Annotated in this window: 23 protein-coding genes and 1 pseudogene; 12 read left to right on the forward strand and 12 right to left on the reverse strand. The window is 74.2% G+C overall.

What is annotated here, in order from left to right; genetic code table 11:
• Positions 1–5: 5 nt before the first annotated feature.
• Both BJ983_RS26870 and BJ983_RS32575 read left to right on the forward strand, forming a co-directional pair.
• The gene (locus tag BJ983_RS26870; RefSeq protein WP_179796617.1) at positions 6–812 is read left to right on the forward strand and encodes an endonuclease/exonuclease/phosphatase family protein; all 807 of its coding nucleotides are present in this window, start codon (positions 6–8) and stop codon (positions 810–812) included.
• A complete protein-coding gene (locus BJ983_RS32575; protein WP_179796618.1) occupies positions 805–1,407 on the forward strand; it encodes a helix-turn-helix domain-containing protein in 603 nt (200 codons plus the stop codon). Before BJ983_RS26870 ends, BJ983_RS32575 begins: the two co-directional genes overlap by 8 nt.
• Before the next feature lie 151 nt (positions 1,408–1,558).
• On the opposite strand, the gene BJ983_RS26880 is transcribed toward BJ983_RS32575, so the two are convergent.
• Complete coding sequence (locus tag BJ983_RS26880) at positions 1,559–1,942, reverse strand: VOC family protein (protein ID WP_179796619.1); 384 nt, start codon at positions 1,940–1,942, stop codon at positions 1,559–1,561.
• Here BJ983_RS26880 and BJ983_RS26885 point away from each other — a divergent pair.
• Positions 1,941–2,870, forward strand: a complete 930-nt coding sequence (locus BJ983_RS26885; RefSeq protein WP_246325665.1) for a DNA-3-methyladenine glycosylase family protein — start codon at positions 1,941–1,943, stop codon at positions 2,868–2,870. The two genes, BJ983_RS26880 and BJ983_RS26885, sit on opposite strands and share 2 nt — an antisense overlap.
• Before the next feature lie 3 nt (positions 2,871–2,873).
• Here BJ983_RS26885 and BJ983_RS26890 read toward each other — a convergent pair whose 3' ends face one another.
• The 5 genes from BJ983_RS26890 to BJ983_RS26910 all read right to left on the reverse strand — a co-directional run bounded on the left by BJ983_RS26890 (position 2,874) and on the right by BJ983_RS26910 (position 8,067).
• The gene (locus tag BJ983_RS26890; RefSeq protein WP_179796621.1) at positions 2,874–4,388 is read right to left on the reverse strand and encodes an AMP-binding protein; all 1,515 of its coding nucleotides are present in this window, start codon (positions 4,386–4,388) and stop codon (positions 2,874–2,876) included.
• 80 nt (positions 4,389–4,468) lie between these two features.
• The gene (locus BJ983_RS26895) at positions 4,469–4,933 is read right to left on the reverse strand and encodes a methylated-DNA--[protein]-cysteine S-methyltransferase (RefSeq protein ID WP_179796622.1); all 465 of its coding nucleotides are present in this window, start codon (positions 4,931–4,933) and stop codon (positions 4,469–4,471) included.
• A gap of 38 nt (positions 4,934–4,971) precedes the next feature.
• Positions 4,972–5,250 (reverse strand): MoaD/ThiS family protein, encoded by a 279-nt coding sequence (locus BJ983_RS26900; RefSeq protein WP_179798301.1) that lies wholly within the window; start codon positions 5,248–5,250, stop codon positions 4,972–4,974.
• On the reverse strand, positions 5,250–6,329 hold the full coding sequence (gene moaA, locus BJ983_RS26905; protein WP_179796623.1) for a GTP 3',8-cyclase MoaA: 1,080 nt from the start codon (positions 6,327–6,329) through the stop codon (positions 5,250–5,252). Before moaA ends, BJ983_RS26900 begins: the two co-directional genes overlap by 1 nt.
• 211 nt (positions 6,330–6,540) lie before the next feature.
• Entirely contained in the window at positions 6,541–8,067 is a 1,527-nt protein-coding gene (locus tag BJ983_RS26910) for a hypothetical protein (protein ID WP_179796624.1), read from the reverse strand.
• A gap of 243 nt (positions 8,068–8,310) precedes the next feature.
• Here BJ983_RS26910 and BJ983_RS31275 point away from each other — a divergent pair, with 243 nt between their 5' ends.
• Positions 8,311–9,363, forward strand: coding sequence for an efflux RND transporter periplasmic adaptor subunit (locus BJ983_RS31275; protein WP_343054368.1), 1,053 nt, complete (start codon positions 8,311–8,313; stop codon positions 9,361–9,363).
• A gap of 47 nt (positions 9,364–9,410) precedes the next feature.
• Here BJ983_RS31275 and BJ983_RS26915 read toward each other — a convergent pair.
• Together BJ983_RS26915 and BJ983_RS26920 are read right to left on the reverse strand one after the other, a co-directional pair.
• A pseudogene (locus BJ983_RS26915) lies at positions 9,411–10,694 on the reverse strand (heparin lyase I family protein); the annotation flags it as partial.
• Positions 10,678–11,988, reverse strand: coding sequence for a hypothetical protein (locus BJ983_RS26920; RefSeq protein WP_179796626.1), 1,311 nt, complete (start codon positions 11,986–11,988; stop codon positions 10,678–10,680). The gene BJ983_RS26920 and the pseudogene BJ983_RS26915, both read right to left, overlap by 17 nt.
• A 179-nt stretch (positions 11,989–12,167) precedes the next feature.
• Between BJ983_RS26920 and BJ983_RS26925 the strand changes: the two genes are divergently transcribed.
• Positions 12,168–12,791 (forward strand): helix-turn-helix transcriptional regulator, encoded by a 624-nt coding sequence (locus BJ983_RS26925; RefSeq protein WP_179796627.1) that lies wholly within the window; start codon positions 12,168–12,170, stop codon positions 12,789–12,791.
• Here BJ983_RS26925 and BJ983_RS26930 read toward each other — a convergent pair.
• Complete coding sequence (locus BJ983_RS26930) at positions 12,775–13,980, reverse strand: acyl-CoA dehydrogenase family protein (RefSeq protein ID WP_179796628.1); 1,206 nt, start codon at positions 13,978–13,980, stop codon at positions 12,775–12,777. The genes BJ983_RS26925 and BJ983_RS26930 overlap by 17 nt on opposite strands.
• A 138-nt stretch (positions 13,981–14,118) precedes the next feature.
• Here BJ983_RS26930 and BJ983_RS26935 point away from each other — a divergent pair, with 138 nt between their 5' ends.
• From BJ983_RS26935 to BJ983_RS26950, 4 genes are read left to right on the forward strand one after another with little or no spacing between them, the layout of a single operon-like run.
• Positions 14,119–14,523 carry a TOBE domain-containing protein gene (locus BJ983_RS26935; protein ID WP_179796629.1) on the forward strand — a complete coding sequence of 135 codons (405 nt, stop codon included), beginning with the start codon at positions 14,119–14,121 and terminating at the stop codon, positions 14,521–14,523.
• Positions 14,524–14,546: 23 nt separating this feature from the next.
• Positions 14,547–15,320 carry a molybdate ABC transporter substrate-binding protein gene (gene modA / locus BJ983_RS26940; RefSeq protein ID WP_179798303.1) on the forward strand — a complete coding sequence of 258 codons (774 nt, stop codon included), beginning with the start codon at positions 14,547–14,549 and terminating at the stop codon, positions 15,318–15,320.
• Positions 15,321–15,330: 10 nt separating this feature from the next.
• A complete protein-coding gene (locus BJ983_RS26945) occupies positions 15,331–16,107 on the forward strand; it encodes an ABC transporter permease (RefSeq protein ID WP_179796630.1) in 777 nt (258 codons plus the stop codon).
• A complete protein-coding gene (locus tag BJ983_RS26950) occupies positions 16,104–17,180 on the forward strand; it encodes an ATP-binding cassette domain-containing protein (RefSeq protein WP_179796631.1) in 1,077 nt (358 codons plus the stop codon). Before BJ983_RS26945 ends, BJ983_RS26950 begins: the two co-directional genes overlap by 4 nt.
• Positions 17,181–17,300: 120 nt before the next feature.
• On the opposite strand, the gene BJ983_RS32580 is transcribed toward BJ983_RS26950, so the two are convergent.
• Complete coding sequence (locus BJ983_RS32580; protein WP_343054370.1) at positions 17,301–18,491, reverse strand: AMP nucleosidase; 1,191 nt, start codon at positions 18,489–18,491, stop codon at positions 17,301–17,303.
• A gap of 113 nt (positions 18,492–18,604) precedes the next feature.
• Here BJ983_RS32580 and BJ983_RS26960 point away from each other — a divergent pair, with 113 nt between their 5' ends.
• Together BJ983_RS26960 and BJ983_RS31925 are read left to right on the forward strand one after the other, a co-directional pair.
• Positions 18,605–20,245, forward strand: coding sequence for an AMP-binding protein (locus tag BJ983_RS26960; protein ID WP_179796633.1), 1,641 nt, complete (start codon positions 18,605–18,607; stop codon positions 20,243–20,245).
• A gap of 365 nt (positions 20,246–20,610) precedes the next feature.
• Positions 20,611–20,997, forward strand: coding sequence for a cold-shock protein (locus tag BJ983_RS31925; RefSeq protein WP_343054456.1), 387 nt, complete (start codon positions 20,611–20,613; stop codon positions 20,995–20,997).
• Positions 20,998–21,117: 120 nt separating this feature from the next.
• On the opposite strand, the gene BJ983_RS26970 is transcribed toward BJ983_RS31925, so the two are convergent.
• Entirely contained in the window at positions 21,118–21,639 is a 522-nt protein-coding gene (locus BJ983_RS26970) for a DUF2771 family protein (RefSeq protein ID WP_179796635.1), read from the reverse strand.
• The gene (locus BJ983_RS26975; protein ID WP_425484795.1) at positions 21,639–23,120 is read right to left on the reverse strand and encodes an MFS transporter; all 1,482 of its coding nucleotides are present in this window, start codon (positions 23,118–23,120) and stop codon (positions 21,639–21,641) included. The genes BJ983_RS26970 and BJ983_RS26975 overlap by 1 nt, the downstream gene beginning before the upstream one ends.
• A 175-nt stretch (positions 23,121–23,295) precedes the next feature.
• On the opposite strand from BJ983_RS26975, the gene mfd reads away from it, so the two are divergent.
• Positions 23,296–26,949, forward strand: coding sequence for a transcription-repair coupling factor (gene mfd / locus BJ983_RS26980; protein WP_179796636.1), 3,654 nt, complete (start codon positions 23,296–23,298; stop codon positions 26,947–26,949).
• The last annotated feature ends 6 nt before the right edge of the window (positions 26,950–26,955 follow it).

A 26,955-nucleotide genomic window follows, 5' to 3' on the forward strand; every position in this document is an offset into this window, starting at 1 on the left:
TACGGGTGGCCACCTGGAACCTGTGGTGGCGGTTCGGGGAGGCCGACCGGCGCCGGCCGGCCGTGCTGGAGACGCTCCGGGCGCTCGACGCCGACGTGATCGGCCTGCAGGAGGTGTGGTCGCGCGACGGCGAGGACCTGGCGAGCGGGCTCGCGGCCGAGCTCGGGATGCACGCCGTCTTCGGGGCGTCGCCCGACGCGTCGTCGTGGACCTCGCGGCTCCCGGCGGACGCGGACTGCGGGATCGGCAACGCCGTCCTCGCCCGGTGGCCGGTGCACCCGTTGCACCTCGAGGGGCTGTGCGGCACGGGACGGGTGCTGCTGGGGACCACCGTCGACACCCCGGTCGGGTCGTGGCACGTCCAGTCCGCGCACCTGACGTCGTCGGCGAGCGGGTCCGCGGTGCGCTGCGAGCAGGTGCGGGTGATCGCGCGGCACGTGGTGTCGGCCCCGCCCACCGACCTGCCCCCGCTCGTGCTCGGCGACTTCAACGCGGAGGCCGCCTCCGACGAGATGCGCCTCGTAGAGGGGCACCTGACGGCGCCGGCCGAGCCGGGGCTGGTGCTCGTGAACACCCGCCGGTGGGCCGCCGACCCCGACGAGCCGACCTGGTCCCCGGCGAACCCCTACGTCGCCCCGAGCGGCTCCCCGCCGTCGCGCATCGACCACGTGCTGGTCGGGGCCGGGCGGGGGAGCGTGCCGCTGCGGGTGGGCGACGTGGCGCTCTTCGGCGACGGCCCGGCCTCCGACGGGGTCTGGCCGTCGGACCACCACGGCGTGGTGGTGGACCTCGAGGTGGCCGACCGTGCGTGACGTCCACGCCTGGCGCCGCGTGGCGTCCGGGGCGGCGCTGATCCTCCCGGACGGCTGCCTCGACGTGATCGTCCGTCCCGACGGCGAGGCGGTCGTCGCGGGCCCGGACGCCGTCGCCCGTGAACACGTCGGCGACGGCGCCTACCGGGGGGTGCGCTTCTCCCACGGCCTCGGGCCGCTGGTGCTCGGGGTGCCCGCGGACGAGCTGGTGGACCGGACGGTGCCGCTCGCGGACGTGGTCGGGCGGGTTCCCGACGTCGGGTCCTGGCTGCGGTCGCGCCTGCGGGACCTTCCCGACGACGAGCGGTGGGCGGCGGCCGTGTTCGACGCGTCGGCCCGCGGGGTGCCCGTCGCCGCGATCGCCGACCGCCTGGGCTGGTCCGCCCGCACGCTGCACCGCCGGTGCCGGACCCGCTTCGGCTACGGGCCGCAGCACCTCCACCGCGTCCTGCGGCTCCGACGCGCCCTCACCCGTCGTCGGGACGGCAGCGGGTGGGCGGCCGTGGCGGCGGAGGTCGGGTACGTCGACCAGCAGCACCTGGCCCGCGAGACCCGGGCGCTCACGGGACGGTCGCCGTCGGCGCTGGGCAGATGATCATGCCGAGCGCGACGGCCGAGGAGTCGCGCTCGACATGATCAACTGCCTAGGTGGTCCTCGGGCGGGTACTCGCCGGGCCCGGTCCGTGATCAACGAGCACCTGCGGTGGTCCGGCGGCCGGGCCGACCACCGAGGGTGCTCGCTCGCCTCAGGACGACGCGGCGAAGAGGTCGACGCCGACCCCGTCCGGGTCGAGCACGGCGGCGTACCGCTGACCCCAGAACGCGTCGAACGGCGCCAGGTGGCCGCGATACCCGGCATCGACCAGCCGCTCGTAGGCCGCGTCGACCTCGGCGGGGGAACCGCACTCCAGCGCCAGCCCCACCCGTCCGTTGCCCGTCGGCGGCGTGAACGACGGATCGAACGACGCCACGGTCTCCTCGGTGTCGAGCAACAGCCGCAGGCCGCCGAACGGGATCTCCACGTGCGGGGCGGGTTCGTCGGGCACCTCCAGCCCCAGGGCGCGGTAGAAGGCGAGCGAGGCGGCCATGTCGGAGACGACGATCCCGACGGCCGAGGGTGCGGGCTGCATGGCGTGGGAGGCTAGGGCGGTGACGGCGACGGGGTCGTGGATCCATCGGACACACGCCCTCGGATTCACCGCGCCGCTGTGCCCGGACAACCTCTGGGGACACCTGGTGGCCACCGCCGTGCCGGGCGTCGAGGAGTGGTTCGCCGGGGCCTACCGGCGCACCCTGGCGCTGCCGGGCGGACCCGCCGTCGTGAGCCTCCCTCCGCCGGTCGACGGCGCGGTGCACGCCGAGCTGCGACTCTCCGTTCCCGACGACGAGCCGGAGGGGGTCCGGCTCGCCCGGCGCCTCCTCGACCTCGACGCCGACCCGGTCGCGATCGACGGGCATCTGCGACGCGATCCCGTGCTCACCCCGCTCGTCGACGCGGCACCCGGTCGGCGGGTGCCGGGCAGCCCCGACCCCGACGAGTTCGCGGTCCGCGCGGTGCTGGGCCAGCAGGTCTCCACCGCGGCCGCCCGCACCCACGCCTCCCGCCTCGTGCGCGACCACGGCACCCCGCTGCCGGCGGGCCTGGCGCCGGAGGGCTCGTCGCTGACCCACCTCTTCCCGACCCCGCACCAGCTCACCGCCCTCACCGACGACGAGCTGGGCATGCCGGCGAGCCGGAAGCGCACGTTGCACGGGCTGGTCGCCGCGCTGGCCGAGGGCCGCGTCGACCTGCACGGACCCGACGCCCGCGAGCAGCTCGGGGCGCTGCGGGGGATCGGGCCGTGGACGGTCGACTCCGTCGCGATGCGGTCCCTCGCCGACCCGGACGCCTTCCTGCCCTCCGACCTCGGCATCCGGGTGGCCGCCCGGGAGCTGGGCCTCCCCGAGCGCGACCGCGACCTGATCGTCCGCGCCGAGGCGTGGCGGCCCTACCGCGCCTACGCGACGCAGTACCTGTGGGCCGCCCTCGACCACGCGGTCAACACCATGCCCGCCTAGGGCTCACTGCGGCGCGAGGTGTCGGCGCAGCGCCTTCTTGTCGACCTTCCCGGCGTCGGTCAGCGGCATCTCGTCGACGAACTCGACGTCCTCCGGGGCGTACATCGGCCCCTGCTTCTCGACGACGAGCCCGGTCAGCGCCTCGGGGTCCGGGTGCGTCCCGGGCTCGACGACGACGGCGGCGTGCACCGACTCCGACCCGTCGTCGTCCGGGGCGCCGAAGACCGCGGCCTCCCGCACGTCGTCGTGCGAGGCGAGGACGTGCTCCACCTCCGGCGTGTGCACGTGGCCGCCGACCACCACGACGACGTCGCCGAGGCGGTCGACCACGTGCAGGTAGCCGCGGTCGTCGACGTAGCCGACGTCGCCGGTGTGCATCCAGCCGTCGGCGTCGAGGGTCTGCGCGGTGAGCTCGGGCTGCTTCCAGTAGCCGTCGAACTCCATGCCGGTGCGGACCCAGAGCTCACCCGGCTCGCCGTCGGGAAGAGCCGCCCCGTCGGGGCCGTGGACCGACAGCTCCGTGGTCGGCAGGACCCGGCCGACGGTGCCGAGCAGGCTCTCGTCGTCGTGCTCCTCGCGGGTCAGCACGCTGATCCCGCCCGCCTCGGTCTGGCCGTAGAACTGCACGAACACCCGCCCGATCCGTCGTACCGCCTCGGCCGTGCGCGCGGGCACCGCCGGCGCGCCGCCGTAGATGACGGTGCGCAGGCTGGAGAGGTCGGTGGTGTTGAGGTCGGGGTGGTCGAGCAGCCGGTGCAGCAGCGGCGGGAGCAGCCACAGGTCGGTGATCCGCTCGCGTTCGATCGTCGCGAGCACCTCGCCGGGGTCGAAGCCGTCGAGCAGGACGACCGCCCCGCCCACGGACAACGTCCGGTCCGCGATGCCGCCGGCGGCGTGCGCGACGGTCGTGCAGACGAGCTGGCGCACCTCCTCCGGCTCCTCGTCGGGCTCGTCGGCGGTGGAGGGCCGCCAGGCGTGCTCGAGCATCCGCAGGTGGTGGCCGAAGGTGTAGGTGATGCCCTTCGGGTGGCCGGTGGTGCCGCCGGTGTGCCGGATCTGCTCCACGTCCTCGGCGTGGGCCCGGCACTCGACCGGGGTCGCGTCGGCGTCCGCGGTCAGCGCGTCGTCGAGCAGGATGCGCCGGACGGGGGCGCTGTGCTCCAGCACGGCGTCGGCGTCGTCCTCGTGGCCCGGGACGACCAGCACGGCGGCCGCGTCCACGTCGTCGACGATGCGTCCGCGGGCCTCGGCGGACAGGCCGGCGTAGGGCTGCGTGATCCCGGCGCCGAGCAGGTTCACCGCGTAGCGCGCGACGATCCCCTCCGGCTCGTTGCCCGCGAGGAGCACGACGATCGTGCCCGGTCGGATCCCGCGGTCGTCCAGCGCGTGGGCGGTCCGGAACACCGCGTCCCGCAGGTCGCCGTGCGAGAGGCGCCGGTCGTGGTGGACCAGGGCGAGGGCATCGGCGTGGTCCGCGAAGGCCTGGAGACGGGCCTCGACGTCGGCGCGGGGCGACATGACTCCTCCTCGAGTCGATCGTTGCATTACGCAACGAGTACCCGGGATGCGGTCGGAGCCGCCCCACTGTGAGCCGACGATCAGAAGAGCATGGAGTCGGCGGCCTCGAGGTCGAGCAGTGCCCGCTTGGTCTCCAGCCCACCCGCGTAGCCGGTGAGCGCGCCGTCGGCGCCGACCACCCGGTGGCACGGCACGACGATCGCCACGGGGTTGCGGGCCATCGCTCCACCGACCCGCCGGGAGTCGGACACCGGCAGACCGACCTTCGTCGCGAGGGCGCCGTAGGTGGTCGTCGTGCCCCACACGACGTCACGCAGCCCCTCCAGGATGCGGCGGTCGTGGGCGCCGGTCAGGTCCACCGGGACGCTGAACTCGCGCAGGTCCCCGTCGAGGTAGGCGTCGATCTCGCGGCGGGCGAGGTCGAGGTGGTCCTTCCCGACGACGGGTGCGGGCTCCGCGGGCGGGGTGAAGCCCAGGAGCGTCAACCCGTCCGCCGAGGCCGCCAGGTAGAGGGGTCCGATCCGCGTCTCGTGCAGCACCGTCATGCCCGGGAGAACACCGGTCCCGACCAGGCCGTTGCGGGTCAGCCTCCGGCGAAGGGGGGCAGCACGTCGAGGACGGCGCCGTCGGCGAGGACGTCGTCGCGCGAGTGGACCGCGGTGCCGTCGAGCAGGAAGGACGACGCGGCCAGCACCTTGACCAGCGCCTCGCCGTGATCGGCGGCGATCGCCTCGACCAGGGCGGCGATCGTGGTCCCGACCGGCACGGTGACCGGCTCGGAGCCACGCCCGGCCGCGGCCTTCGCGCCGGCGAAGTAGCGGACCGTGACGGTCAGGGTGCGGGTGTCGAGCGAGCTCGTCATCATCCTCCGATCGCGCTCATGGGTCGGTCGGGCTGCAGGAACCCGGGGTCGTCGATGCCGTGGCCGGGCTTCTTGCCCCACATCGCGACCCGCCACGCCGCGGCGATCTCGGCGTCGGTGCCGCCGCCGCGCAGGAACGAGCGCAGGTCGTTCTCGGAGCGGGCGAACAGGCAGGTGCGGACCTGACCGTCGGCGGTCAGGCGCGTGCGGTCGCAGGTGCCGCAGAAGGGGCGGGTCACCGAGGCGATCACGCCGACCCGCGCCGGGCCGCCGCCGCGGCGCTCCCAGCCGTCGACCAGGAACCGCTCGGCCGGGGCGCCACCGCGCTCGGCCGGGTCGGGCCGCAGGTCGAAGCGGGTGCGCAGCGACGCGAGGATCTGCTCGGCGGTGATCATGCGGTCGCGCTGCCACGAGTGGCCGGCGTCGAGCGGCATCTGCTCGATGATGCGCAGCTCGAAGCCCTCGGCGAGCGCCCAGGCGAGCAGGTCGGGGGCCTCGTCGTCGTTCAGGCCCGGCATGAGCACCGTGTTGATCTTGATGGGGCCGAGGCCCGCCTCGCGGGCGGCCGCGAGGCCGTCGAGGACGTCGCCGAGCCGGTCGCGCCGGGTGATCTCGGCGAACCGCTCGGGGCGCAGGGTGTCGAGCGAGACGTTGACCCGGTCGAGCCCGGCGTCGGCGAGCCGCTGCGCCCGCTTCGTCAGGCCGAGGCCGTTGGTGGTCACCGACATGTCCGGCTTCGGCGTGAGGGCCGCCGTGGCGGCGACGATGTCCTCGAGGCCGCGCCGGAGCAGTGGCTCGCCGCCGGTGAAGCGGATCTCGTGCACGCCGAGGTGCTCGACGGCGACGCGCACCAGACGGACGACCTCGTCGTCGGTCAGGGCCTCCTCGGACGGCATCCACTCCAGGCCCTCCGCGGGCATGCAGTAGGTGCAGCGCAGATTGCACCGGTCGGTCAGCGAGACCCGCAGGTCGGTCGCGACCCGGCCGTAGCGGTCGACGAGCCGGTCGTCGGAGGGACGGTCCGCAGCGGTGTCCGACGCCCCCGGAACGGAGGGGACGCCGAGGTCGAGGATGGTCATCGGTTTCCACCCTAACCACGATCGAGGACCTGCGTGAGCAGCATCTCTGCAGGTCGCGGACGGTGAGCCGCAGATGCGGGACACGTTGGAACGTGATCACGCACCTGCGGGTCGAACGCTCCGGAACCGTACGATCGGAGGGGAGTCGGGCCGTCGGCTGTCCGCAGAAGGAGCGGATCCGGGGCCTGGGCGTCCGGACCCGCTCCTCCTGTCAGGCGGTGGTGATGTCGCCGTTGGTCAAGGTGCCGGTCACGGTCTTACCGCCGATCCGCACCATGACCTGGTCCCGGCCGCCGGGCTTGTCGACCACGGTCAGGGTGAAGGGCACGGTCTGGCCGCGGCTGGTGACCGCGGTGCCGGTGACGGAGCCGCCGGTGGCGGTCTTCTGCACGCTCGTGATGGTGCGCGAGGAGGCGGTGGTGTCGGCCCCGCCGCCGGCGAGCGCGAACTTCCCGGAGGCCTGCCCGGCCGCGGTGGCCTGGGCGTCGACCGAGATCGAGTACCGCTGCCCGTCGGCGGCCGTGAGGGTTCCGGCGCCCTTCACCGTCACCGCGGCCGGGGCGGCGGTGACGGTCTCGGTGAACGTCGCCGCCCCGGGGACACCCGGGGTGGTGGCGGAGACGGTCACCTGCCCGGGGGCGGATCCGGCGGTCAGGGGCGGGGAGGTGGCCTGCCCGTTCGCGCCGGTGGTCACGGTGGCGGTGGTCGCGCCGCCGGGGAACGACGCCGACCCGGCAGTGACCGTGAACGTCACCGACGCCCCCGACACCGGTGAGTTGTCCGCGGGGTCGGTGACGGTCGCGACCAGCGGCTGGGCGAAAGGCCGGCCGGTCTGCGCGGACTGACCACTGCCGGAGGTCGCGGCGATGGCGCCGGCCGTGGCCGGGGCCGTGTAGGTGATCACGACCGAGCCGTTGCCCGAGTTGACGCCGTCCTGCACGGTGCCCCCGGACGACGAACCGCCGAGACCGCCGGCGCCGACGCCCGCGCGACCGCTCCCGCCTGGACCCCCGGTCCCTCCGAGTGCACCGGCACCGCCGCCGCCACCCCCGCCGGCCCCGATGTCGGTCGAGGAGCCGCCGGACCCACCGGCGCCTGTGGGTCCGGCGGCAGCGCCGCTCGAGGGTCCACCGTCACCGGGCGCACCGCCGCTGAGGTTGCCGGCGGTCCCGCCGCCGCCGGCGCCCGCACCCGCGACGATCACCGCGGGGGACGAGGCCGACGCTCCCCGCAGGACCGCGGAGGCGCCACCGCCACCGCCACCGCCGTCGCCCTGGCCCAGGCCTCCGCCTTGGCCGGGGAATTCCGCCGGTCCGCCGTTGCCGCCCGTGCCCCCGCTGCGGTAGCCGGCGCCACCGGGAGCGCCCTGGGAACTGTTCGGACCGGCCAGGCCCTTCGGCTGGCCGTCCGCGCCGGCCGCGCCGACCCGGACGGTGAACGTCTCGCCCGCCGTGGCGTCGGTGACAGTGCCCGTGACCCGTGCTCCCCGGCCACCTGCGCTGGTGTTCTGGCCGCCTCCGCCGCCGGCTCCCGCAACGACGAGGTCGAGGCTCGTCACACCGACCGGCACGACGAACGACGCGGTCTGGTCGGCCTGGTCGTACGTACAGCTCACCGTCCGGCCGGCCTGGGTGCACTCCGGCGGTAACGCAGCCCACGCCCCCGGGGCGGCGAGTGCCGCTCCACCCACCACGAGGGCGCCCGCCAACGCGCCCGACAGCAACGACCGACGAACCACGACCACTCCCACCGCTGACCTCACCGCTGCCTCTGCCCCGAACAGGTGAACCAGCGCGGACATTAGGCAGGTCGCTGCGTCGACGACCTAGGGAAAGTTCCCAGGTCCGGTCGGGCGGTCGCCGCCGGACCGCTGAGCGTCGACCGGGCTCGCTCGACCGGTCTGCTCATCCCCCACCCGGGTGACACGCCGAGCGGGGTCGACGTCCCCTGGGGACCGGGTGGGCGTCACTAGCGTCGGACCGTGACCACCACCGCGATCCGGACACCCCCGGTCGGTCGCGGGCCCGCCCGCCGCCGACGGCGTGGACGTGGCGTGCTCGCGATCCTCCTGCTGCTCGTGGTCGTCGTCGTCCTCGGGGGTCTCGCCCTCACCGCCGACACCCCGTCCCGGCCGGACACCGCCACCGTGGCGCGGGGGAGCGTCGTCGCGCAGGTCCGGGCGGACGGGGCGGTGGCGAGCCGGCTCGCGACCGCCGCGTCGTTCCCGGTCGACGGGGTGGTCGCCGCGGTCGACGTGATCACCGGGGCCACCGTGCGCACCGGCGACGTACTGGCGACCCTCGACGACGGGGCCGTCCGCCCGCGCGTGGATGCCGCGCAGGCCGCGCTCGCCGCGGACGAGCAGGCCCGGACCGCCGCCGCACGCGTGCCGGTGCCCGACCCGGTCGCCCTCGCCCGGCTCGACGCCACGATCGCCGCCGACCGCGCCGTGCTCGCCGAGGCCCGACGGGTGCTCGACGGCGGGGAGCTGCGCGCCGCGCAGGACGGCACGGTGACCGCGGTCCGGGTGCGCGTCGGCGACCGCGTCACGGCGGACTCACCACCCGCCGTCGGGATCGCGGACCTCACCGGCCTCGTGGTGCGCGTCGCGGTCGACCCGGCGCGGGTGGCGGACGTCGTCGTCGGACGCTCGGCGATCGTGACGGCGGGAGGTCCGGACGTGCGGGGTCAGGTCGCCGACGTCGCCCCCGTCCCGAGCGGGGACGGCCGGTACGCCGTGACGATCGACGCAGCCTTGCCCGACTCGGCGCGCATCGGGCTCCCGGCCCGGGCCGCCGTCGTGCTCGCCCGGCGCGACGGGGTCCTGGTGGTCCCTCCGGGCGCGCTGCGACCCGGACCCTCCCCGGGGACGGCGACGGTGCAGGTGGTGCCGCCTCAGGGTCCGCCGACACCGTCCGTCCGCACCGTCGGCGTCGGGCTCGTCGGCGACGACGCGGTGGAGGTGACCGACGGGCTCGCGGTGGGCGACGAGGTGGTCGTCGACGGCGCCGGGCCGCCGGCGACGGACTCGTAGGTCTCGCCGAGCCGGGCGACGCCCAGGTCGGCGGTCGCGGTCCCCGCGTTGCCGGTGTCGCGGTAGAGCCCGACCTTCCAGTAGCTCTGCTTCCCCGGATAGAGCGTGCCGCCCGGGGGTCGGAAGCCGGCCAGCTTCTGCTGTTCGTCCACCCAGACGTCGACGCGGCCCTTGGCGGGGTCGGACGAGAACACGATCCCGACGACGAGGTCGACCGGGCGGCCGGTGATCGCCGGGGCGATGTCGGTGGCGAACAGGCGCGACCCTCCGGGCCGGCCGAACCCGCCGCCGAGACGGAACGTCCCGTCCTCGATCCGCAGCTCGAGGGGAGGCGAGCCGGTGCCGTCGTTCTTCCACTGGGTCGCGAGCTGGAAGCCCGACGGGTTCAGGGGGAACGACGGCGGGAGGGTGTAGGTGAGCCGGAAGTACCGGGTCTCGCCCTCCCCGAACTCGTCGACGTCGGGCTCGATCTCGGCGCGCTGTGAGCCGCTGGGCACCGTGAAGCGGATCGCCTTCGGCGGCCCGTCGATCACCGTCACCGTCGAACTCCCGGTGATGTTGTACGGGGTGTCCTTGAACCCGCCGAGGCCCTTCGTGGCGATCGACCCGTCCCAGATCAACCCGGCCGTCGAGGACGGGGCAGAGATCGGCGACGTGGTGGTCGCCGGGCTGGTGGGCGAGGTCGTCGTCGCGGCCGCGACGCGCGGACGATCGGTGGCGATCGTCGGGGGCGTGGCCGTGGCCGTGTCCGGCGGGGCGGGTTCGGCGGTTTCGCTGGTCAGCCACACCTCGCGCGCGGCGGGGACGGCGGACCCGTCAGCGGCACCGCGCAGCCGGAGACGGACCTGCACCTCGGAGGTGGGGCCGGCGAACCGGGCGGGTGCCCGGTCGCGGACGGCGAGCCACGGACCCCACTGCCCGATCGCGTCGAGGCCGCGGGCCTGGAGGTCGACCGAGGTCCCGGGGGGCAGGTCGGCGGTGACGGTGCCGTCGAGCGCCGCGGCGGGTCGGAGCAGGCGTCGGGGCGCGACCGTCAGCACGCCCTCGGTCCGGGGCGTCGCGGGGCGTACCGCGCCGTCGGCGAGCACGACCCCCGTGTCGTCGCCGCCCTCGAGAGCGAGCTCGGCGGCCCAGGTCTCCCCACCCGGCGTGACGATGCCCGGGCCGGCGGTGGCCGCAGTGGTCCCGGCCAGCAGCAGCGCCGCGACGACGGCGCCGGTGGCCGCCGCGCGCCGACGAGCGAGCACCCTCGGTGGTCCGTCGGCCGCTCCGACCACCGCAGGTGCTCGATGATCACCGGTCGGGCGCCGCCGGTCAGCACGCGGGGACATCGGGGACCTCCAGGGCGGCGGCGGGGACGTACCGACCGGTGCCGAGCCGCAGCCAGCGGGACGCGACCGGGACGACGGAGGTGCTGGGCGGGGTCGAGGTGGTGGTCGGCGTCGTGGTGGTCGCCGGGCGCGCCGCGGCCTGTGTGGCGGGGGCTGATGGGGACGAGGTGGTGGTCGACGTCGTCGGAACCGCCCCCTGGGGCACCGCGCACTCGACCGCGACCCGGGCGCGCGGCGCGACCGCCCCGACGTCGGGCGCATCGGGCGAGGGCGCGGAGCGCACGGTCACGGGGTCGCCGCCGGTCGCGGTCCCGGCCGGGCCGGAGCCGGTCCAGAGATAGGTGACGTCGACCGGGGAGTTGTCGGTCAGCCGCAGGTCGCGGCGGAAGGTCCCGTCGGCGAGGTCGATCCCGGCCGGGTTGGCCACCTTCCGGCCGAACCCGTCGCGGCCGTCGTTGTACCCGTCGTCGCGGGCGGCCTGGGCCTGCGGGACGCCGCGGGGAAGGTCGGTGAAGGACTCGCGGTCGGTGCTCCAGTAGTCGTCCCGGACGTTCCAGGGGCCGACGTCCCACACCGGGGCCCAGGCACATCGACCGTTCCCCGCACAGACGCGGACCGTGTAGTCGCCGGTGCCGTCGGGGGCGAGCCCGCGGCGGGAGGGGAGGGCGACGAACCGGTCGTCGTCGGTGATGCGGTGCCCGTTGGCGGTCGTGTTGCCGACGAGCCCGATGCGCGTGGCGAACACGCGGGCGCTGAAGGGGCTCCCCGTGTCGGCCGACAGCCGGCGGGGCGCGGGGGTGGCGTCGGCGGTCAGCCAGAGGCGACGCAGGGCGGGGGAGGTGCCGGCGGAACCGGCCACGAGCGTGACCCGGACCTGCACCTGCAGCGTCGCGGCGGGCAGCTGTGCCGGTCCCTGCGCTCCCGTCGGGACCCACTCCGACCAGGACCCGTCGTCCCGGAGTCCGCGCACGGCGACGAGGACCTGGGCGCCGGCCGGGGTGTCGGCCGTGGCGCTCGCGGACACGCGGTCCGCCACCCCGCCGAGCCGTCGCGGGGCCAGCAGCAGCGTGCCCTCGGCCGGGGCGGGTCCGGAGGTCGTCGTCCGGGGCGCGGCGTCCCGGAGGCGCACCGCGCCGTCCGCGGCGACCACGTCGACGTCGTCGCCGCCGTCGACGGCCAGCTCCGCGCCCCAGGTCTCGCCGGAGGGCACCGCGAGGGCTGCCGGCGCGGCCGGCGCGGCGACGAGCACCCCCGCCGTCACCAGGACCACCGCGAACCGCCTCGCACGCTGCACGGTGATGATCAGAACGAGGTCCGACGTCCGCCGCAATCCGTCACGGCGCGACGCATGTGAGTGATGGCCGACCGGGTGAATTACACCGATGTCATGATGGTCGTCGAGACGCTCGCCCCGACCTCGGGTCACCCGGTAGAGGTGTGCGGTCCACGATCGTGTGAAGGAGTCGCACGCCGATGCGCACCTGCGTGGTGCACGACGAACGGGAGCAGACCCGTCGACGGCTGGAGCTGCTGCTGGCCGGGTCGGGCGAGGGCGACGAGGTGGTGGTCGCCGACGACCTCGAGGCCCTCGTGGCGCGCGTGACGGCGGGGCCGGCGGACGTCGTCGTCCTCGGGCTCGCGCGCTCCGCGCAGGTGGTGGCCGCCGTCCGCGCGGCCGCGCCGGCGGTCCCGGTGCTGGTGGCGGGCCCGTCGGACGATCCCGCCGTCGTCGCCGAGGCCCTCGCCGCCGGGGCGGCGGGCTACCTGCGGTGGGACGCGCCGCGCGCGATGACGCGCACGCTCGCCGCCGTGGCCGTGGGCTCCGCCGCCGCCGGCGACCTGCTCGGTCCGTCCGAGGAGGGCGTGCACGTGGACCTCGCGGTCCAGCGCGGCCTCGACCTCTCGGTGCGGGAGGTGCAGGTGCTCGTCGGCGTCAGCCGAGGGATGACCAACGCCGACATCGGCCGCCGGCTCTACCTGTCCGCGGCCACGGTGAAGTCGCACGCGGCACGGCTGTTCCGCAAGCTCGGCGCGACCGACCGCGCGGAGGCGGTCGGTCGCGCCTGGGCGCTCGGGGTGTTCAGGCTCGGGCCTTGATCTCCACGCGCGCGACGGAGCGCAGGTGCACCTCGTCCGGCCCGTCGGCGAGGCGCAGCGCGCGGGCCCAGGCGTAGGCCGACGCGAGCGGGAAGTCGTCGGACACCCCGCCGCCGCCGTGCACCTGGATCGCGCGGTCGATCACGCCGCACGCCATGCGCGGGCAGACGACCTTGATCGCCGCGATCTCGCTCGCCGCGCCGCGGGAGCCCACCTTGTCGATGAGGTCCGCGGCCTTCTGCACGTAGAGGCGGGCCTGGTCGATCTCGATGCGGCTCTCGGCGATCTGCTGCTGGACCACGCCCTGGCCGGCCAGTGGGCCACCGAAGGCGATGCGCTCGTTCGCGCGCCGGACCATCGCGTCGAGCGCGCGCTCGGCCATGCCGATCAGGCGCATGCAGTGGTGGATGCGGCCGGGACCGAGGCGGGCCTGGGAGATGGCGAAGCCACCGCCCTCCTCACCGAGCAGGTTCGACACCGGCACCCGGACGTCGTGGAACTCGATCTCGCAGTGCCCGTGCTGGTCCTGGTAACCGAACACCGGCAGCGCCCGGACGATGTTCACGCCCGGGGTGTCGCGCGGGACGAGGACCATCGACTGCTGGCGGTGCTTCGAGGCCTCGGGGTCGGTCTTGCCCATGACGATGAAGATCGCGCAGCGCGAGTCGGCGGCGCCCGAGCACCACCACTTCTTGCCGTTGATGACGTACTCGTCGCCCTCGCGGCGGATCTCGGTGGTGATGTTCGTGGCGTCGGAGGACGCGACGTCCGGCTCGGTCATCGCGAACGCCGAGCGGATCTCGCCGGAGAGCAGCGGCGCCAGCCAGTCCTGCTTCTGCTCGGCGGTGCCGAACAGATGCAGCGTCTCCATGTTGCCGGTGTCCGGCGCCTGGCAGTTGATCGCCTCCGGGGCGATCACCGGCGACCACCCGGTCACCTCGGCGACCGAGGCGTACTCGAGATTGGTCAGGCCCGACTCGGACGGCAGGAACAGGTTCCACAGGCCGCGGTCGCGGGCCTCGGCCTTGAGGGTCTCGACGACGGGCGGGAGCTCGTGCTCCGCGGGGGTACCACGGCGCGCCTCGCGGAAGGCGTCGTACTCCGCCTCCGCGGGGAGGATCGACTCCTCCAGGAAAGCGCGCATCCGCTTCGTGTAGTCGTCCGCTACGGCACTGGGGGCGAAGTCCACACCCGCGACTCTCCCACCGCCGGGGGCGGTGCGCGAGGGAGGTCGGCCACCCCGACGGCGGGTGGTGACGGTGGATCACCGGAAATGCCCGCCGATCGGGTGGGCGGCGCCGTAGGTACGGCTCTACACTCCGGCTCCGTGACGCACTTCCGGATCGCCGAGGCGGCGCGGCTGCTCGGGGTCAGCGACGACACCGTGCGGCGCTGGACCGACGGCGGCGCCCTGCCCGTCGAGGCCGACACCAGTGGCCGCAAGGTCATCGCGGGGGCCGACCTGGCCGCCTTCGCGCGCGCCCAGGCCCACGCCACCCCCGACCCGTCGGGCGTCGGGCGGTCGGCCCGCAACCGCTTCGTCGGGCTGGTGACCGACATCCAGAGCGACAAGGTCATGTCGCAGGTCGAGATCCAGTGCGGCCCGCACCGGGTCGTGTCGCTCATGAGCACCGAGGCCGTGCACGAGCTGTCCCTCGAGGTCGGCTCGCTCGCGGTCGCCGTCGTCAAGGCCACCCACATCATCGTCGAGACCCCTGGAGGGACCGCGTGAGGACCCGATTCCGTACCGCACTCATGGCCGGCGCCGCTGCCGTGCTGGGGCTGGCCCTCACCGCGTGCGGCGGATCCGACTCCGGGTCGGGCCAGCAGGCCGGTCAGCAGGCCCCGGCGCGAACCCTCACCGTGTCGGCGGCCGCCTCGCTGACCAGCGTCTACCAGCAGCTCGGCACGGAGTTCCAGAACGCGAACCCCGGCACCACCGTGAAGTTCAACTTCGGCGGCTCGGACTCGCTGGCCCAGCAGGTCGTGCAGGGCGCCCCGGCCGACGTCCTCGCGACGGCGAGCTCGAAGACGATGAACACCGCCGTGCAGGCCGGCAAGATCCAGGGCGAGCCGGTCATCTACGCGACCAACTCGCTGCAGATCGCGGTCGCCCCGAACAACCCGAAGGGCATCACCGACCTCGCGTCGCTCAACCGGCCCGGGATCGTCTCCGTCGTGTGCGCCCCCGCGGTGCCGTGCGGCGCGGCGGCCGAGGCCGCCGAGAAGGCCGCGGGCGTGACGCTCACCCCGGCCAGCGAGGAGCAGGACGTCAAGGGCGTGCTCAACCGCGTGCAGACCGGCAACGCCGACGCTGGCCTCGTCTACGTCACCGACGTGAAGTCGACGAACGGCAAGGTGCAGGGCGTGAGCTTCCCGCAGGCGAGCGCGCAGGGCGCGGTGCAGTCGTACCCGATCGGCGTGGTCACCGGCTCGCAGAACGCCGACCTCGCGCAGAGCTGGATCAGCTTCGTCCGGGGCGAGCAGGGCACCGCGGCGCTGCAGCAGGCGGGCTTCGTCACCAAGTGACGCACTCCGCGTGAGGACCACGATCCCGCGGGTCCTCTGGGTACCGGCGGCGCTCGCGTGGCTCCTGGTGGCGATCCCCGTGGCGGGGCTCGTCGTCCGGGTGGACTGGCCGAACTTCCTCGGCCTCGTCACCACGCCGTCGGCGCTCGCGGCCCTGCGCCTCTCCCTGGAGACCGGGCTCGCGACGATGGTCCTGTGCCTGCTCCTCGGCGGGCCGCTCGCCGTGGTCCTCGCGCGGTCGTCCCTGCCCGGGCTCGCGTTCATCCGGTCGGTGGTGCTGCTGCCGCTGGTGCTGCCACCCGTCGTCGGGGGCCTGACCCTGCTGTTCCTGTTCGGGCGGACCGGCCCGGTCGGCAGCTTCCTCGGCCGCGAGTTCGGCATCACCATCCCCTTCTCGACGACGGCCGTGGTCCTGGCCCAGACCTTCGTCGCGATGCCGTTCCTCGTCGTGTCGCTCGAGGGGGCGCTGCGGACGGCGGGGGAGCGGTACGAGGCGGTCGCCGCGACGCTCGGGGCCTCCCCGACGACGACGTTGTGGCGGGTCACCGTCCCCGTCGTGCTGCCCGGCCTGATGTCGGGCAGCGTGCTCGCGTTCGCCCGCGCCCTCGGCGAGTTCGGCGCGACGATCACGTTCGCGGGGTCCCTGGAGGGCACCACCCGCACGCTGCCGCTGTTCATCTACCTGGAGTCCGAGAGCGACCTCGACGGCGCCGTCGCGATGTCGCTCGTGCTCGTCGTCGTGGCGATCGCGGTCATCGTGATCAGCCGGACGCGGGACCTGCGGTGAGCCGGCTCGAGGTCGGGGTCGCGGTGACCCGCGGGTCGTTCGCGCTGGACGTGTCGCTGACCGTCGGCTCCGGCGAGGTCGTGGCCGTGCTCGGCTCCAACGGCGCGGGCAAGTCGACGTTCCTCGGCGCGCTCGCCGGGCTGTACCGGCCGGACCGGGGGTCGATCGTCCTCGACGGCCGGGTGCTCGACGACGTGCCCGTCCACAGGCGCCGGGTCGGGCTGCTCAGCCAGTCCGCGCTGCTCTTCCCCCACCTCACCGCCCGCGACAACGTCGCCTTCGGACCGAGGTCCACCGGTTCCGGACGACGGGCCGCGCGGGAGACCGCCGACCGCTGGCTCGCCGAGGTGGACGCGACAGCGCTGGCCGACCGGCGCCCGTCGGAGCTCTCCGGCGGCCAGGCCCAGCGCATCGCGATCGCGCGCGCCCTCGCGTGCGAACCCGAACTGCTGCTGCTCGACGAGCCCTTCGCCGCGCTCGACGTCGACGTCACCCCCGCCATCCGCTCCCTGCTGCGCCGCGTGGTGCGGGCCGCCGGGGTGACCACCCTGATGGTCACCCACGACGTCCTCGACGCCGTCGTCCTCGCCGACCGGCTCGTGGTGCTCGACGCCGGCCGGGTCGTCGAGTCCGGGCCCACCGCCGACGTCCTGCGCCGGCCGCGCTCCGCGTTCGCGGCCCGCATCGCCGGGCTCGACCTCGTGCCCGGCCGCTCCTGCCCCGAGGGCCTGCGCACCGCCGAGGGCACGGTGATCGGCGGCGTGCACCCGGAGCCGGTCGCCGACGGGGAGTCCGCCGTCGCCCTGTTCTCCCCGACCTCGGTGGCCGTCTACCGGGAGCCGTCCAAGGGCTCGCCGCGCACGATGGTGCCGGTCCGGCTGGCGGCGATGGAGCCCCACGGCGAGCTGGTGCGGCTCCGCGCCGGTGTTCCCGACGGCGGGCCGGGCTGGGTCGACGGCCTCGCCGCCGACGTCACGCCGGCCGCCGTCGCCGACCTGGGCGCCGACCCGGGCGACGAGCTGTGGTTCTCGGTGAAGGCCGCCGAGGTGGAGGTCTACCCGGCCGGCCGGTGAGGGTGCACCCGACCCGCACGGACGGCACTCTCGCAGCTTCTGTGTGCGCGAACGTGCCGCTCGTTCGCAGCGAGGGCGCGGCCGACCGGACCAGCCGCCGCACCCGTCGTCGGGAAGGGCCTACGTGTCCGACGGACCGCCGAACAGCGGCTCGTCGACCGAGCGGATCTCCTGGCTGGGCAGTCCGCCCGGGTGCTCCCGGCGGACGCGTTCCAGCGCGGCGAGGGCGATCCCGAGGTGGTGGCGCTTCGAGGTCTCGTAGAAGGTCTGGGCGTCGGCCGAGAGCTTGGGCGACCCGTGCAGCGGCTTGTCCGAGACGCACAGCAGCGTCGCGTTGGGCACCCGGTAGCGGAACCCGTTCGCGGCGATCGTCGCCGACTCCATGTCCACCGCGACGCTGCGGCTGGTCTGCATCGCGGCGAGCGTCAGCTTCTGGTTGAGCTCCCAGTTGCGGTTGTCGGTGGTGTGCACCGTGCCGATCCGGTACTCCGCCCCGGCCTCCTCGAGCGCCTCGAGCAGGAACGAGTTGAGCCGGTGGTTCGGGATCACCGGGACGTTCAACGGCAGGACCTCGTCGAGCACGTGGTCGAAGCGCTGATAGCCGGTCGCGAGGACGAAGTCGCCCTTCTGCTGGTGGTTCCGCAGACCCCCGCAGTGCCCGATCATGATCATGGTGTCGGGGCGCAGCACCGCCACGTGGTCGGTCGCGGTCTTCGCGTTCGCCGGGCCGACGCCGATGTTCACCAGCGTCACGCCGTCGCCGTCGGGCAGCACGTGGTGGTAGGCGGGCATCTGGACGTCGTGGTCCGGCCGGACGGCCTCCGGCCAGCGCTCGAGGAACGCCTCGACGTGCATCGCGTAGTTGGTGAACAGCACGTGCCGCTGGAACGCCGCGGCGGGCGTGCCGGTGTAGTGGCCGAGCCGGTCCACCGAGAGCTGCATCCGCTCGGGGCCGAAGAGGAAGAGCTTCTTCGAGCGGGCGTCGACCCGGTCCTCGTCGAGCGCCGCGAAGAACGACGGGTCGTCGAAGGCGAGCGCCGGGCGCGCCGGGCGCACCGTGATCCGCGCCCCGCCGCGCAGCAGGGCCTCCAGCTCGCGGCACAGGTAACGCCGGATCGCGGCCGTGCGGGAGAACTCGCCGGTCAGACGCGGGTTGACCGTCGACCACGGGCGCACGACCTCGATCGTCGAGTACCACCCGTCGTCGTCGATGGCCGCGAGGGTGTCGACCAGGTGCCGGACGGCGTCGTCGTAGCCGTCGAGGGTCGCGCCGTCGGCGCTCGCGGTCGTGCGCGGGTGGGTGGCGGTCACGGCCTTCGATGCTCCCAGTCCGTCCCGACGGCGGGGCGGTGAGGGTTCACGCTGTCGGTGCATCGTGCGATCGTGAGCCGGACCACGATCGGACCCGTCATGGAGGTCACCCGGTGAGCGCCCCCGCTGTCCCGTCCTACGCATCCGGAATCTCGGACGAGCCGCTGCTCGGCGACACCATCGGCGATAACCTCGACCGCACCGCCGCCCGTTTCCCCGACGGCGAGGCGCTCGTCGACCGGGCGCAGGGGCTGCGCTACACGTGGTCGGAGTTCGTCGCGGAGGTCGACGCGCTGGCGCTGGGCCTGCTCGACCTGGGGATCGTGAAGGGCGACCGGGTCGGGATCTGGGCGCCGAACTGTGCGCAGTGGACGCTCCTGCAGTACGCGACGGCGAAGGTCGGCGCGATCCTGGTCAACATCAACCCGGCCTACCGCACCCACGAGCTGGAGTTCGTGCTCAACCAGGCCGGGGTGCGGCTGCTGGTCGCGGCCCGGTCGTTCAAGACCTCGCAGTACGCCGAGATGATCGCGCAGGTCCGGCCGGACTGCGCCGGGCTGGAGACGGTGATCATCACCGACTCGCCGGAGTGGTCGGCGCTGTTCGTGGCCGGGGACGTGTCGCGGGTGCGGGCCGTGCAGGCGGAGCTCTCGACCGACGACGCGATCAACATCCAGTACACCTCGGGCACCACCGGGTTCCCGAAGGGCGCGACGCTCTCGCACCACAACATCCTCAACAACGGCTACTTCGTGGGCCGGCTGTGCGGCTACACCGAGGTCGACCGGGTGTGCATCCCGGTGCCCTTCTACCACTGCTTCGGCATGGTGATGGGCAACCTCGCGTGCTCGAGCTCCGGGGCGACGATGGTGATCCCGGCGCCGGGCTTCGACCCCGAGCTCACGCTCGAGGCGGTCGCCGAGGAGCGCTGCACCTCGCTGTACGGGGTGCCGACGATGTTCATCGCCGAGCTCGCGCTGCCCGACGTCGAGAGCTACGACGTCTCCGCGCTGCGCACCGGGATCATGGCGGGCTCGCCGTGCCCGGTGGAGGTGATGAAGCAGGTCGTCGAGCGGTTCGGGATGACCGAGGTGTCCATCTGCTACGGGATGACCGAGACCTCGCCGGTGTCGACGCAGACCCGCGCGGACGACTCGCTGGATCGCCGGGTGTCGACGGTCGGGCGCACGATGCCGCACCTGGAGTCGAAGGTGATCGACCCGGAGACCGGGCTGACGGTGCCGCGCGGGACCCCGGGGGAGCTGTGCACCCGCGGCTACTCGGTGATGCTCGGGTACTGGGAGCAGGCCGACAAGACCGCCGAGGTCATCGACCGGGCGCGCTGGATGCACACCGGCGACCTCGCGGTGATGGACGACGAGGGCTACGTCAACATCACCGGCCGGATCAAGGACATGGTCATCCGCGGTGGGGAGAACGTGTACCCCCGCGAGATCGAGGAGTTCCTCTACACCCACCCCGACATCCTCGACGCGCAGGTCATCGGGGTGCCCGACCAGCGCTACGGCGAGGAGCTCATGGCGTGGGTGCGGCTGCGTGACGGGGTCTCCGAGCTGACCGCCGAGCAGGTCCGGGAGTTCGCCACCGGGAAGCTCGCGCACTACAAGATCCCGCGCTACGTGCACGTGGTCGAGGAGTTCCCGATGACCGTGACGGGCAAGGTCCGCAAGGTCGAGATGCGCGCGTCCGCCGTGGAGCTGCTCGGCCTCGAGGCGGCGTCGCCGACGGCGTAGCCGGGTCCGCCGCCCTTCGTGCGTGAGGGGAACCCTCACGCCACAAGAGCGCTCGAATCCTCCCCTCGCGCACGGCCCATCCCGGCTGGGCCCTTCGCGAGGTGCACACCTGGCAGGTCCAGCGGCCCGGGAGGCTGCCTGACGTGACCCTCATGGTGCGGGCGGTCGCGCGGACACCCGGTCCGCCCCGCGACGGTGTGGCTTCCCTGCCACTGGATGACAGCAACGACGCTTCGCTGCCACGAGGGGGAAAGGCGCGCCCGTGATCTCCGGCGACCACGTCGCCCGTGCGGGATACGATGGTCCGATGCGCTCCGGCACGCTGCCGGGGCGCGTTCTCGTCGACGAGAGAACGGGTGAGCACGGTGCCGACCGGCAAGGTCAAGTGGTACGACGCCGAGAAGGGGTTCGGCTTCCTCTCCCAGGAGGAGGGGGCCGACGTCTACGTCCCCAAGGGGTCGCTGCCGAGCGAGGTGGAGGCCCTGAAGTCCGGTCAGCGCGTGGAGTTCGGGATCGCCGAGGGGCGCCGCGGGCCGCAGGCGCTGCAGGTCCGCCTGGTCGACCCGCTGCCGTCGGTCGCCGAGGCCAAGCGTCGTTCACCGGACGAGCTGCACGGGCTCATCGACGACATGATCAAGCTGCTCGAGGTCAAGGTCCAGCCGGACCTGCGCCGCGGGAAGTACCCGGACCGGCGGAACACCAAGAAGCTCGCCGAGGTCGTCCGCGCGGTCGCCCGCGAGCTCGAGGGCTGACCCGCCCGGACCCCGTCGCGGGCTCCTGCACGGGCCTCCCCACCTCGTCGTCGCGACGTCGTCGGGCATCACGGCGACGAGGTGGCGGTGACGCCGCGACCGAGCGCGGACGGGCGTGCGTCAGGCCGTGCCCGACGCCGCCGCGAGCACCCAGGTCGAGCGGGTCGAGAACAGACTGCCCTGCGGCGTGACGGTCTGGCTGGCGCCGAACTGCTGCACCTCCACCCGCTCGAGGCGCCAGCGCGGATCGGGGAGCACCAGCCGGAACTGCCCGCGCGCGTTCGGCGGGAACACCTGGCTGCGCCCGCTCTGCTGCGCGCCGGTGTCGTCGACGTAGGCGAACGCGACCTGCCACGGCGTCGCGAGCACGGCGTCCGGGATGGTCAGATCGACCGCGACACCGGCCGGCAACGGCAGGGTGGCGACCGCCGACGGGTCGGTCTCGCAGTCGGTGACCATGAGGTCGCAGTACACCGTCGGCTCGGCCGCCACGGAGGCCCCGCCCGCGGTGAAGGTCACCTCACCCGGGTCGTCGGGACCCGAGGTCACCACCAGCACGGTCACCACCGCGGCGATCACGACGACGATCGCGACGACGGCGATCCACACCCACCGGGGCACCGCCCGCAACCGGGTGAGCATCAGGCGGAACGGCGGGGGAGCAGGGAGCGGCCGCGCGAGGTGAGCACGGTCTGCACGGTACCGATCACCAGCACGCCGCTGATCACCGTGAAGCCGATCCACCACGTCGGGGGCAGCAGGACGCCGAGGGTCCCGCCGAACACCCACGTGAGCTGCAGGATCGTCTCGGAGCGCCCGAACGCCGACGCCCGCGCCGCTTCGGGCAGGTCCCGCTGCACCACCGCGTCGAGGCACACCTTGAGCAGCGCCGAGGCGGTCGCGCCCACCAGTCCGACCACGGCGGCCGTCGCGAGCCCGCCCAGCACCGCCGCCACCACCGTCGAGGTGAGCGCGGCACAGAGCGCGGTGACCAGCAGCAGGTCCGGCCGGTCGAACCGGCGCCGCGCGCCGAGGGCGTTGCCGAGGAACCCGCCCGCCCCGGCCGCGGCCCCGACGACCCCGAGCAGCAGCAGCTGGCGCCCCGGGGTGCCCTCGGTCTGGGCCTTGACCACGAACGCGGCGAACAGGGTGAGGAACCCGGTGAGCGCGCGGATCGTCCCGTTCGCCCACAGGGCCGTGACCACCTGCGGACCCATCCGCACGCGCCGTCGGGAAGCTCCCGGGCGGTCCCGATGGCCCGGCTCCGCTCCGCTGCGCGGGCGGGGGATCAGCACGGTCTCCATCTCGCCCTCGGTGACCTCCACCCGGCGCGGGATGCGCAGGCACAGCCACACCGCGGCGAAACAGATCCCGGCCGTCAACCACGCCGCCCCGGGTGAACCGAACAGGTACGAGACCCCCGCCGCGAGCGCCCCGAACACCCCGGAGGCGACCAGGCCGAACACGGTGAGCCGGGAGTTCGTGGTCACGAGCGTGATGCCCGGCGGCAGCACCCGCGGCGTCACCGCGGCCTTCAGCACCCCGAAGGACTTGGACAGCACGAGGATGCCGAGCGCGGCCGGGTAGAGCGCCCACGTGTCCATGAACAGCGCGAGGACGACCGCGAGGGCCCCCTGCCCCGCCGTCGAGACGGCGAGGGCCACCCGGCGACCGCGCTGGATGCGGTCGAGCAACGGACCGATCACCGGGGCGACGAGCGCGAACGGCGCGACCGTGATGAGCAGGTAGAGCGCCACCTTGTCCTTGGACTCCGCGCTGGCCGCGGAGAAGAACAGGGTGTTGGCCAGGGCGACGGCGAGCGTGGCGTCGGAGGCGTAGTTCGCCATCCACGCGTAGGTCAGCGCCGTCAGCCCGGAGCGGTCGGCGCCGTCGGCGGACGCCGCGCGGTGGAAGGCCCGCACGCCGGCCCGGGTGAGGTTGCGGGTGCGCCACGCGGCGACGCGGGTGACGGTGATCTTGCGGGGCCCCGGGTCGTCGTCGTCCTGCCCGGTCAGGCGCCGGGTGGGCGGCGGCTCGTCCGGACGACGGGTGTCCCGCTCGCGCCGGCGCCCGGCCGACCAGCCGGCACGGCCGGGGTCAGGGTCGGGATCGGGGTGGGACACGGGTCCATCGTCGCCCACGACCGGCCGTTGATCATCGACGATGTGGCGTTCCTGGCGTCGGACGACAGCAGTGACGCATTGCCGTCATGACGGCCCCGGGAAGCCCCGAGGCCGTCGGGGTGTTCTCGTAGACTGGTCCTCGATCCTCCCCACCTGCTCAGGAGTCGGTTCCCGGGTGTCTCCCGCTGCTCTGTCCGAACTCACCGCGGTCCTGCTCGCCGATCCCGGCCTGCGCGACGTCGCCGACGCCGCCGGCCGCGACGCCGCGGTCGAGGGCCCCACCGCACTGCGGCCGCTGCTCGCCGCGGCACTGGCGGGCGCGCAGCGGACCGTGCTGCTCGTCTGCGCCACCGAGCGGGAGGCGGACGACCTCGCGGCGTCGGTCGGGGAGCTCGTCGGCGAGGACACCGTGGCGTACCTCCCGAGCTGGGAGACGCTGCCGCACGAGCGGCTCTCGCCGCGCGCCGACACCGTCGGTCGCCGGGTCGACGTCCTGCGCCGCCTGGCCCACCCGGGCGAGCGGCCGCTGCGGGTCGTCACCACCGCCACGCGCTCGCTGATCCAGCCGCTGGTCCCCGGGCTCGGCGACCTCGAGCCGGTGGTGCTGCGCGAGGGCGTCGAGATCGAGCTGGGCGACCTGGCCGAGCGCCTGGTCGGCCTGGCGTACGCGCGGGTGGAGATGGTGGAGAAGCGCGGCGAGTTCGCCGTGCGCGGCGGCATCGTCGACCTCTTCCCGCCGACGGCCGACTCCCCGGTGCGCATCGAGTTCTGGGGCGACGAGGTCTCCGAGATGCGCTGCTTCTCGGTGGCCGACCAGCGCTCCCTGCCCGACGGGCCGCACGCCCGCCCCACCGAGGTCGTCGCGCCGCCGTGCCGCGAGCTGCTGCTCACCCCCGAGGTCCGCGAGCGCGCCGCCGCGCTGCACGCGGTCCACGGCGGTGACGCCGCGCTCGGCGAGCTGCTCGGCAAGGTCGCCGCGGGCATCCCCACCGAGGGCATGGAGTCGCTGATCCCGGCGCTGCTGCCCGGCGAGCTCCGGGTGCTGCCCGAGTTCCTTCCCGACGACGGGTCGGTCGTCGTCTGCCACCCGGAGCGGGTCGCGCGGCGCGCGGCCGACCTGGTGCGCACCGGCCAGGAGTTCCTCGAGGCGAGCTGGCTCGTCGCGGCCGACTCCTCCGACGGTCGTGCCCCGATCGACCTGGGCGCCTCCGCCTACCGGGACCTCGACGTGGTCCGCGCCGCCACCCGCGCGGCGGGCCACCCCTGGTGGACGCTCTCGAGCCTCGCCACCGACCCCGATATCGAGGACGACTCGCACACCCGCGAGGGCACCCGCGTCGTGCGCACCGGGATCGTCGGCGTCGACTCCTACCGGGGCGACTGGGAGAAGGCCGCGGTCGACCTGCGGGCCCACGCGGCCGCCGGCGGCGCGGCCCTCGTCGTCCTGCCCGCGGCGGGCACCGCCGAGCGGGCGGTCGAGCAGCTGCGGGAGTTCGTCGGCGAGGACGTCCCGGTGCTCTCGGGGACCGCGGAGCCGCGGCCCGGCAGCATCGTCGTCACCCGGGGCCGGCTGGCCGACGGCTTCGTCGCCGAGGCGAGCCGCCTCGTCGTCGTGACCGAGTCCGACCTCACCGGGGCCCGGAACGCGGGCGCGGACACGCCGACCAAGCGGGCCGCGGTGAAGCGGCGCAACGCGGTCGACCCGCTGACCCTGCAGCCGGGGGACTTCGTCGTCCACGCCCAGCACGGCATCGGCAAGTTCGTCGAGATGACACAGCGGACCACGGGCACCGGCAAGGTCGCGACCACCCGCGAGTACCTGGTCCTCGAGTACTCCAGCTCGAAGCGCGGCCAGGCCTCCGACCGGCTCTTCGTGCCCACCGACCAGCTCGACCAGATCAGCCGCTACGTCGGCGGTGAGCTGCCCACGCTGAACAAGCTGGGCGGGTCGGACTGGTCGAAGACGAAGTCGAAGGCCCGCAAGGCGGTCCGCGACATCGCCGCCTCGCTGGTCCAGCTCTACGCCGCCCGCCAGGCCGCGCCCGGTCACGCGTTCGCCCCGGACACCCCGTGGCAGCGCGAGATGGAGGACGCGTTCCCCTACACCGAGACGCCCGACCAGGCGGTCGCGATCGACGACGTGAAGGCGGACATGGAGAAGGCGGTCCCGATGGACCGCGTCATCTCCGGCGACGTCGGCTACGGCAAGACCGAGATCGCGGTGCGCGCGGCGTTCAAGGCGGTGCAGGACGGCAAGCAGGTCGCCGTGCTCGTGCCCACGACGCTGCTCGCCCAGCAACACCTGCAGACCTTCACCGACCGGATGCGGAACTTCCCGGTGACGGTGCGCGGCCTGTCCCGGTTCACGCCGGGCAAGGAGGCCGACACGACGATCAAGGGCCTGGCCGACGGGACGGTGGACGTCGTCGTCGGCACCCACCGCCTGCTGCAGACCGGGATCACCTGGAAGGACCTCGGGCTCGTCGTCATCGACGAGGAGCAGCGCTTCGGGGTGGAGCACAAGGAGCACATCACCGGGCTGCGGGCCCACGTCGACATGCTCTCGATGTCGGCGACCCCGATCCCGCGCACGCTGGAGATGAGCCTCGCGGGCATCCGCGAGATGTCGACGATCCTCACCCCGCCCGAGGAGCGGCACCCCACGCTGACCTACGTCGGCGCGTACGACGACAAGCAGGTCGCCGCCGCGGTGCGCCGCGAGCTGCTGCGCGACGGGCAGGTCTTCTACATCCACAACCGCGTGCAGTCGATCGACGACACCGCCGCGCGTCTGCGTCGACTGGTGCCCGAGGCGCGCATCGCCACCGCCCACGGGCAGATGGCCGAGGAGCGGCTCGAGCGCACCGTCAACGAGTTCTGGGAGCGCGAGCACGACGTGCTCGTCTGCACCACGATCGTCGAGAACGGGCTGGACATCTCGAACGCGAACACGCTGATCGTGGAGCGGGCGGACGCCCTCGGGCTCTCCCAGCTCCACCAGCTGCGCGGACGTGTCGGCCGGGGCCGGGAGCGGGGCTACGCCTACTTCCTCTACCCCACCGACAAGCCGCTGACCGAGACCTCGCACGAGCGGCTCGCCACCATCGCGCAGCACTCCGAGCTGGGCGCGGGCACGGCGGTCGCGATGAAGGACCTCGAGATCCGCGGGGCCGGCAACATCCTCGGCGCCGAGCAGTCCGGGCACATCGCGGGCGTCGGCTTCGACCTCTACGTCCGGCTGGTCGGTGAGGCCGTCGAGGCGTTCAAGAAGCACACCGACGCCGCGGGGGAGGACGACGAGCCGCTGGCCGAGGTGCGGGTCGACCTGCCGATCGACGCCCACGTGCCGCACGACTACGTCGACACCGAGCGGCTGCGCCTCGACGTCTACCGCAAGATCGCTGAGGCGGGCGACGGCGCGGCGCTGGACGCGGTGAAGGAGGAACTCGTCGACCGGTACGGCGAGCCGCCGGTGCCGGTGACGAACCTGCTCGCCGTGGCCGCGTTCCGCCAGGCGTGCCGCCGCTACGGGATCACCGAGGTGTCGGGCCAGGGCAACCTGATCCGGTTCGCGCCGGTCGACCTGCCGGAGTCCGCGCAGATGCGGCTCAAGCGCCTGCACCCGCGCGCCCAGCTCAAGGCGGCCTCGCAGACGTTGTCGCTGCCGAAGCCGACCGAGGGCCAGTCGGGCGCGGGCGGGCAGAAGGGCCCGGTCAAGATGGGCGCCCCGCCGCTGCGCGACCTCGAGCTCCTCGCCTGGTGCGAACAGCTCTTCGTCGCGCTCTACGGCGAGCGCCCCGCGGCCGCGAAGGTCCCGGCCGGCGTCTGAGGCGGG

Origin of the sequence: Actinomycetospora corticicola (assembly GCF_013409505.1) — a bacterium.
In the GTDB taxonomy this organism is placed as follows: domain Bacteria; phylum Actinomycetota; class Actinomycetes; order Mycobacteriales; family Pseudonocardiaceae; genus Actinomycetospora; species Actinomycetospora corticicola.